Below are 7,986 nucleotides of genomic sequence, written 5' to 3' on the forward strand. Positions count from 1 at the left end.
AGCGGCAGACCGAACCACTGTTTGCTATTCACGGACATAATGACCTCGTTTTCAGGGTACAGGAAGACACTCCGGTGTTGTCACCGGAGGTTTTTTATTATTGAAAGAGTGAGGCTGAGCCCCGGGACGCTACTCCCGAATCAGCCGGGCGGCCTGTTGCAACGCCAGATAAGCCTCGTAGCGACGCTGATGAAGCGGCTGATATTGCGTCGTACAGCGGTAGGTTTTATCTACCCGGGTGAATTGCTTCATGGCCTCCGGCAGCGAGGCGGAAACCCGGCCGGCCACGGCGCCCAGAATGGCCGAACCTAACAGCACCGGTTCGCTGCATTCGGTGCTGACAATCGTCAGACCGCAGGCATCGGCCAGCAGCTGACGCACCAGCGGATGCTGCCCTGCGCCGCCGCTGATGACGATATTCTCGCTGTTAATCCCGCAGGCTTTTTGCGCGTCAACAATCTGCCGCAGGCCGTAGCCGATACCGCATAATCCCGCGACGTAGAGCGCCAGCAGATTATCCAGATCGCGCTCCATGCCTAATCCGGCAATGACCGCTTTGGCATCCGGGTCCGCCAGCGGCGCACGGTTACCTAAGAACTCCGGCACCACGTGCAGCCCGGCGGCGAGTCCGGCGGCTTCGGAAGGGGTCGCCACCTGGGCCAGCACCCGATCGGCGAGATAGACCGGCAGCGGTACGCCCGCTTCCTGCGCCAGCTCGCGTGCCTGCGCCGCCGCAGGATGGAAACTTAACAGCTGGTCGATGGCGGCGCCTGCCGCGCTTTGCCCGCCTTCGCTCAGCCACAGGCCCGGTACCATGGCAGAGTAGTAAGGCCCCCAGACGCCCGGCACGAAGACGGCGTCTGGGGTGGTGGTCATGGTGCAGGAGGAGGTACCGAAAACATAGGCCATATTGCTGACCGCGCCGTTGAGAACCCCCACGGTGCCGATACCGCCGGCGTGGGCATCAATCATGCCCACCGCGACGGGGGTACCGACCGGCAGGCCCATCTCGTGCGCCGCTTCTGCGCAAAGGCCCTGACCGCACGGCGTTCCCGGGTCGACAATGCGCTGACCTATGCGCGCAAAATCATCCTCGGCCAGATCGCCCAGACCAATCTGCCGGAAGTAGCCGGCATCCCAGCGCTGCTCATGGGCCAGGTAGGTCCATTTGCAGGTGACGGTACACACCGAACGGGCCAGATCGCCGGTGGCGCGCCAGGTCAGGTAATCGGCAAGGTCGAAAAAGTGGCGCGCCTGCTCATAGATATGTGGGCGGTTCTCCTTGAGCCAGAGGATTTTCGGCGTTTCCATTTCCGGCGAAATCCTGCCGCCGACGTACTGCAATACGGCATGTCCGGTGGCGTTAATCTGCTCCGCCTGGCCGATGGCGCGGTGATCCATCCAGACGATGATGTTGCGGTCCGGATCGTCGGAAGGCCCGACCGCCAGCGGTTCCCCGTTTTCGCCAACCACAACTAACGAACAGGTGGCGTCAAAACCGATTCCGGCGACCGACTCCGGCGGCATGCCGGAGTGCGCCACGGCGGTTTTTATACACTCGCAGACCGCCAGCCAAATCTGGCGGCTGGATTGTTCTACCTGGTTTCCCGCGCTGCGAAACAGGGTGATTTCCCGCGTGGCATGGGCAAGCAGCTTGCCCTGAAGGTTGAAGATGCCGGCGCGCACGCTGCCGGAGCCGACATCGACGCCAATAATGGTTTGGGTATCGTTATTCATAAAGCCGTCCTTAAGCCTCCCGGGTTAAACAATCACAGATCCACGCTGTTAGGCAGGATAACGAGATCGCGTACGGTCACGTTTTTCGAGCGCGTCACCATAAACAGGACCGACTCCGCAACTTCAATCGGCTGCATCAGGCTACCGTTGGCCAGCGCCTCTTCCATTTTTTCTTTCGGCCAGTCGTCAAGCAGGGCGGTCACTACCGGGCCCGGTAAGACGGCGCCGACGCGCACGCCGTGCTGCGAAACCTGGCGGCGGGTGGTGTGTACAAACGCCTGCACGGCGAATTTTGAGGCGGTGTAAATCGGTTCCCAGATGACCGGCACGACGCCGGCGATGGAGCTGGTAAAGATGATGTCACCAGATTTTTGCGCAATCATGTGCGGGAGTACGCTGCGCACGCAGCGGAAGGCGGCGTTGGTATTGAGGTGCAGGACGCGATCCCAGACGTCCGGGTCGCCTTCGGCCACCGGTCCGCCGATATAGGCGCCGGCATTCGCGTGGAAAATATCCAGTCGCCCGGTGAGATTGAGAATGCCGGCCAGAATATTATCGACCTGATCGGCCTGCATTAAATCCACCTGCAGCGCGAAGGCGTTTTCGCCAAGTTCAGCCACAATCTTAGTGAGTTTTTCGCCTTCCCGGTCGATCAGCACCACTTTGGCGCCCGCCGCGAGCAGGGTTCTGGCGCATTCGAGGCCGATACCGGATGCCGCACCGGTGACGGCGGCGACTTTACCATTGAGAGAAGTATTCATAGAGGATACAGAGTGGTTCATTTTATAATCCTTCATTGAGTCTGTTTGGTCAGTCGATCTGGTCCTCGATAAGCATGGGCCAGCGTTGATGTTATGCATGAAAAATTGTTAAGGTGTTGAATCAAAGCGTTATTTATAAATATGCGCTGAAAATTGAGCGATGAATAACGTCATTCGCCATGGAGCATAATGGTTGCTCAATCGATGAAGCTAATGTTGCGCCAGCTTCATCGATTGAGCAAGTGGGGAAATTAACAGCGAAATGAATTTGTGACGCAAGTTGGGAAAATGAAAAAAATCACTATCTACGATCTGGCGGAATTGTCCGGCGTTTCGGCCAGCGCGGTCAGTGCAATCCTCAATGGCAACTGGAAAAAACGGCGTATCAGCGCCAAACTTGCGGAAAAGGTGACGCGGATTGCGGAAGAGCAGGGCTACGCGATAAACCGCCAGGCCAGCATGCTGCGCAGTAAAAAATCGCATGTGATCGGCATGATTGTTCCCAAATACGACAACCGTTACTTCGGCTCCGTCGCGGAAAGCTTTGAAGAGATGGCGCGCGAGCGCGGTCTGCTGCCGATTATCACCTGTACCCGTCGTCGCCCTGAGCTGGAGATCGAAGCGGTGAAGGCGATGCTCTCATGGCAGGTGGATTGGGTGGTGGCGACTGGGGCGACGAACCCGGATAAAATTACCGAGCTCTGTCAGCAGGCGGGGGTGCCTACCGTGAATCTCGATCTGCCGGGGACGCTTGCGCCGTCGGTCATTTCGGACAACTACGCCGGCGCCCGAGCGCTGACGGATAAGATTCTCGACAATAGCGCCAGGCGTCACGGCAGGCTGGCACCGCTGACCTTCGTCGGCGGGCGCAGCAGCGACCACAATACCCTCGAACGTCTGCGCGGCTTTCGCGACGCGCACCAGGCGCGGGGCCTGAGCGTTCCCGATGAGAACGTGCTGGCTCCCGGTTATTCAAAGGGCAAAGTCGAGGCCTGTATGCAGGCCCGGTTCAGCACCCCGGAGGAGCATCTGCAGGGGCTCTTCGTCAACTCGACGATTTCGCTGGAAGGGGTGGTCAGATGGCTGGCGCAGCTGGGATTAACCGGCACCGAGCAGCCGCCGATGGGCTGCTTCGACTGGGACCCGTTTGTCTATCTTCTCGGCCATGACATCGATATGGTGCAGCAGAATGTCCCGGCGATGCTGGAGGCGGTGTTCAGCATTATTGATGCCGGTGAGGCCCGCCAACAGCTGGTCGAGATCCCACCGCTGCTGATCGGTAGCCGCGAACACCTCTGAGTCGTTGAGCGCGGCGGCAGCAAGGCCTGCCGCTAGCGCGTCAGCAGCCAGCGGGCGGTGTGCTCATCCGTGACCAGGCCGTTGATCCAGCCCCCTTTCAGCGCCGCCAGAATCGCCGGGCGTTTATATTCTCCGCAGGCCACCGCAATGCGCGGGCATTGATTGTGGCGAATATCGTAGCTGGTGATCATCCGGTTGATATTGCTCTCCACCACGCCGCCGTCGGCATCAATGAAGCGGCCGAGAATTTCGCCAATCCCGCCCTGGGCCGTCAGCTCATCCAGCTGCGCCTGGTTGATAAAGCCGTCTTTAAAGATGGGGCTGTTGGTACCAAGCGGACCGATACCGACGAAAATCACGTCCGCCTGCTGCGCCACGCCTGAGACGTTGCGGAACAGGCGGCTGGTGCACCACATTTCATGCTCATCGACGGTTTGCGCGTAGCGCGGCGCGGGCCATTGATAATATTTGGCCTGGATTTTTCGCGCCAGCAGCAGAGGAACATCGTCGTAATAGTTGCACTGACCGTTGGCGTCCATGGCGCTAATCAGCGCCACGCAGCGCGTATTCAGACTGTCGAAGTCGATCCGCTGCATGGTCTTTTTCAGCGTCAGCCCGGAGCCGATACCGATAATTTTCGCTTTATCATCCTGCAGATAGCGGGCCATCAGCTGGTAACAGCCGAAAGAGACGCTGTCCAGGGTGCTCTCTTCGCTCCACGCGGGAACGATATTGCAGTCGACCAGCTGGTATTTCTCCTGCAACAGCTGCCCGTAGTCGAGGCAGTTGGCCACCGGATGGTGAAGGCCGATCGAGACGATTCCCTCTTCTTTAGCGGCGGCGATCATTCGCTGCACCACCGGCCTTGACGTCCCCAGCTGGCTGGCGATCTCGCTTTGATTCAGACCGGCAATATAGTACATCCATGCGGCGCGGACCTTCTGATCCAGCCTGATATCTTCTTCTTTACCCATGATTCCCTGCCTTAAGCGTATGGTCATAAACAGGCCCGGCCTCATTCGATCCGATAAAGGGTTCCCGCGATCTCTGGCGTCAGGAGCCGGCATGGCGAATGATTCAGGTGATAGCCGCATTCTCGCCGCGGTTTTTAAATCAGGCAAGCTTTTGCTCTCATTTGGTCATTTGTAATTTTATTGGGTAATTGCTCTTTTGTGATCTACGGCTCTTATTTGGAGCAAATGATCAATTACAGTGAGTCCCATCACTCAAGGAGATCAGAATATGAATCAGCAATTCACATGGCTTCACATCGGTCTGGGTTCATTTCATCGTGCGCACCAGGCGTGGTATCTGCATCGTCTGATCGCATCCGGCGATAAGCGCTGGCATATCGCGGCGGGCAATATTCGTCAGGATGCCGAGCAGGTGGTTGAGGCGCTTATCGCCCAGAACGGGCGCTACGTTCTGGAAACCGTCAGCCCGGAAGGGGATCGCGAATATGAAGAGATCGCCTCTATTCAAAAACTGCTGCCGTGGCAGAACGGACTGCAGCCGCTGATTGACGAAGGGGCAAACCCACAGACCAAAGTTATCGCCTTTACCGTGACGGAAGGGGGGTACTACCTGAATACCAGCCATAAGCTGGAGACCAGCAATCCGGATTTAATCACCGATCTGCAGGGGGGTTGCAAAACCATCTACGGCACCATCGCGCGCATTCTGGAAAAACGCATGGCGGATAACGCCGGACCGCTGACGTTGCTCAACTGCGATAACGTTCGCCACAACGGCGAGCGCTTTCACGACGGGCTGGTGGAGTTTCTCCAGTTAACCGGCAAGCGAGCGGTGATAGCATGGCTGGCGGCGAATGCGACCTGCCCGAACACCATGGTGGACCGCATCACGCCGCGACCAGCGGCCGATCTGCCGGCGCGCATCAAGGCGCAAACCGGTATTGACGATAAAGCGCCGGTGATGGGCGAGACCTTTATTCAGTGGGTAGTCGAAGATAATTTCCGCGCTGAACGTCCGAACCTGGAGGCCGTCGGCGTGGAGATGGTTGACTCGGTTATCCCTTACGAAGAGGCCAAAATCCGCATTCTGAACGCGTCACACAGCTGTATTGCGTGGGCCGGTACGTTAATGGGTCAACGCTATATCCACGAAAGCACGTTGACCGAGTGTATCTACGCTATTGCCGACCGCTACGTCACCGAAGATGTGATTCCGTGCCTGGGCGACAACGGAATCGATCTGGCGACCTATCGCGACGTGGTCCTTAAGCGCTTCACCAACCCCTATATCCAGGACACCAACCAGCGGGTTGCGGCGGACGGATTCTCAAAAATCCCGGCGATGATCGCCCCGACGCTACAGGAGTGCTACCAGCGCGGCGTCCGCCCGGAGGCGACGGCCATGCTGCCCGCGCTGTTCTTTGTCTTTATGGAGCAGTGGCACAAAGGCACTCTGCCTTACGAATACCAGGATGGCATTCTCGATGCTCAGGCGGTCCATGAAATGTTTGAATCCAGCGACCCGATTGCGCTTTATGCCAAAGACCGGGCGCTGTTTGGTTCCCTGACCGAACGGGCTGATTTCCTGGCGCTGATGCGCGAGAAGATTGCCGCCGTCTATTCCCTGATTCAGTAGGAGCTGGCTATGTACTTAGGCATCGATCTTGGCACCTCGGAAGTGAAAGCGCTGGTTATTGATGAGAATAATGCGGTTGTCGCCAGCCATAGCGCGCCGTTGACTATCCAGCGCCCTCATCCGCACTGGTCAGAACAGGCGCCGCAGGCATGGTGGGAAGCCACGGAATATCTGATAGCCACGCTGCGGGAAAAATGTGGCCCTCACTGGTCCGCGATTAAGGCCATTGGCCTCTCCGGGCAGATGCACGGGGCGGTACTGCTGGATAGCGGCGGGGAGGTGATCCGTCCGGCCATTTTGTGGAACGATACGCGCTGTGCCCAGGAGTGTCGTGAGCTGGAGGAGAGGGCGCCTGAGCTGCATCAGGTCGCCGGAAACCTGGCGATGCCGGGCTTCACTGCGCCAAAACTGCTGTGGGTGCGCCGTCACGAGCCGGCAAACTTTCAGCGCACGGCAACGGTGATGCTGCCGAAGGATTACCTGCGCTACAAAATGACCGGCCAAAAAATCTCCGATATGTCGGATGCCGCCGGGACGCTGTGGCTGGACGTGGCGAAACGCGACTGGTCCGATGCGCTGCTGGATAAGTGTGGCCTGTCGCGCAGTCAGATGCCGACGCTGGTTGAAGGTTGCGAGGTGTCCGCCACCCTGGACCCTCAGGTTGCCGCGCGCTGGGGCCTGAATCCCTCGGTGGTGGTAGCCGGCGGCGGTGGCGATAATGCGGTCAGCGCGATCGGCGTCGGCGCGGTCTCGCCGGGCGATGCGTTTATCTCGCTGGGCACCTCCGGAGTGTTGTTCGTGGTGACCGATGCCTATCGGCCGGCGCCGCAGTCGGCGGTGCACGCCTTCTGCCACGTCTTACCGAACCTGTGGCATCAGATGAGCGTAATGCTCAGCGCCGCCAGCTGCCTGCAGTGGTTCTGTCGTTTAACCAGCACCACCGAAGTGGCGCTGCTGGAAGAGATTGCCCAGTTGAGCGAGGAAGAGAAGGCCAACGCGCCGTTCTTTCTGCCCTATCTTTCCGGGGAACGTACGCCGCATAACGATCCGGACGCGCGCGGAATGTTCTGGGGGATGACCCATTCCAGCCTGCGTGCCCAGCTGGGTTACGCGGTGCTGGAGGGGGTGAGTTTCGGTATCAACGATGGCTTGCAGGTACTGAAAGAGAGCGGCACGCGGATTGAACAGTGTTCGCTGGTCGGCGGCGGCGCTCGCAGTCCGTTCTGGGCGCAGCTGCTGGCGGATATTCTTGATATGCCGGTCGTGACTCATAAAGGCGGCGAAACCGGCGGCGCGCTGGGGGCGGCGCGATTGGCCTGTCTGGCAGCGGGGAAACCGCTGGCTGCCGTCTGCGAAAAACCAGAGGTCTACCAGACCTGGCGCGCCGCGCCTGAACGCCATCACACCCTGATGCAACGCTATGCGCAATTTAAAGCGCTATATCTCAACGACCTGAATTGCCGACATCACTGATTTTAATAATAAAAAACCTCCGGTGGCTGCACCGGAGAGTCTTCCTGCACCCTGAAAACGAGGTCATTATGTCCGTGAATAGCAAACAGTGGTTCGGTCTGCCGCT

6 protein-coding genes are annotated in these 7,986 nt (G+C 58.8%); 3 read left to right on the plus strand and 3 right to left on the minus strand.

Features of this window, described 5'->3' with window-relative positions; genetic code table 11:
• Positions 1-129 precede the first annotated feature (129 nt).
• On the minus strand, positions 130-1,737 hold the full coding sequence (locus GRPL_RS13495; RefSeq protein WP_004864657.1) for an FGGY-family carbohydrate kinase: 1,608 nt from the start codon (positions 1,735-1,737) through the stop codon (positions 130-132).
• Positions 1,738-1,769: 32 nt separating this feature from the next.
• Positions 1,770-2,519 (minus strand): SDR family oxidoreductase, encoded by a 750-nt coding sequence (locus tag GRPL_RS13490; RefSeq protein WP_004864656.1) that lies wholly within the window; start codon positions 2,517-2,519, stop codon positions 1,770-1,772.
• A gap of 267 nt (positions 2,520-2,786) precedes the next feature.
• Between GRPL_RS13490 and GRPL_RS13485 the strand changes: the two genes are divergently transcribed.
• Entirely contained in the window at positions 2,787-3,797 is a 1,011-nt protein-coding gene (locus GRPL_RS13485; protein ID WP_004864654.1) for a LacI family DNA-binding transcriptional regulator, read from the plus strand.
• Between the two features lie 32 nt (positions 3,798-3,829).
• On the opposite strand, the gene GRPL_RS13480 is transcribed toward GRPL_RS13485, so the two are convergent.
• Positions 3,830-4,771, minus strand: coding sequence for a sugar-binding transcriptional regulator (locus GRPL_RS13480; protein WP_032699149.1), 942 nt, complete (start codon positions 4,769-4,771; stop codon positions 3,830-3,832).
• A 268-nt stretch (positions 4,772-5,039) separates the two neighbouring features.
• Here GRPL_RS13480 and dalD point away from each other — a divergent pair, with 268 nt between their 5' ends.
• Both dalD and xylB read left to right on the plus strand, forming a co-directional pair.
• Entirely contained in the window at positions 5,040-6,407 is a 1,368-nt protein-coding gene (dalD, locus tag GRPL_RS13475; protein WP_032699150.1) for a D-arabinitol 4-dehydrogenase, read from the plus strand.
• A 9-nt stretch (positions 6,408-6,416) separates the two neighbouring features.
• Positions 6,417-7,880: a xylulokinase gene (xylB, locus tag GRPL_RS13470; RefSeq protein WP_032699152.1), complete on the plus strand. Its 1,464-nt coding sequence runs from the start codon at positions 6,417-6,419 to the stop codon at positions 7,878-7,880.
• Positions 7,881-7,986 lie beyond the last annotated feature (106 nt).

Source organism: Klebsiella planticola ATCC 33531 (assembly GCF_000735435.1).
GTDB classification, from domain to species: Bacteria; Pseudomonadota; Gammaproteobacteria; order Enterobacterales; family Enterobacteriaceae; genus Klebsiella; species Klebsiella planticola.

What these genes read in the sequence shown, in the direction of transcription:
- GRPL_RS13485 (WP_004864654.1), top strand. Translation starts at nt 2,787, where the DNA reads ATGAAAAAAATCACTATCTACGATCTGGCGGAATTGTCCGGCGTTTCG.
- GRPL_RS13495 (WP_004864657.1), bottom strand. Translation starts at nt 1,737, where the DNA reads ATGAATAACGATACCCAAACCATTATTGGCGTCGATGTCGGCTCCGGC.
- dalD (WP_032699150.1), top strand. Translation starts at nt 5,040, where the DNA reads ATGAATCAGCAATTCACATGGCTTCACATCGGTCTGGGTTCATTTCAT.
- GRPL_RS13480 (WP_032699149.1), bottom strand. Translation starts at nt 4,771, where the DNA reads ATGGGTAAAGAAGAAGATATCAGGCTGGATCAGAAGGTCCGCGCCGCA.
- GRPL_RS13490 (WP_004864656.1), bottom strand. Translation starts at nt 2,519, where the DNA reads ATGAACCACTCTGTATCCTCTATGAATACTTCTCTCAATGGTAAAGTC.
- xylB (WP_032699152.1), top strand. Translation starts at nt 6,417, where the DNA reads ATGTACTTAGGCATCGATCTTGGCACCTCGGAAGTGAAAGCGCTGGTT.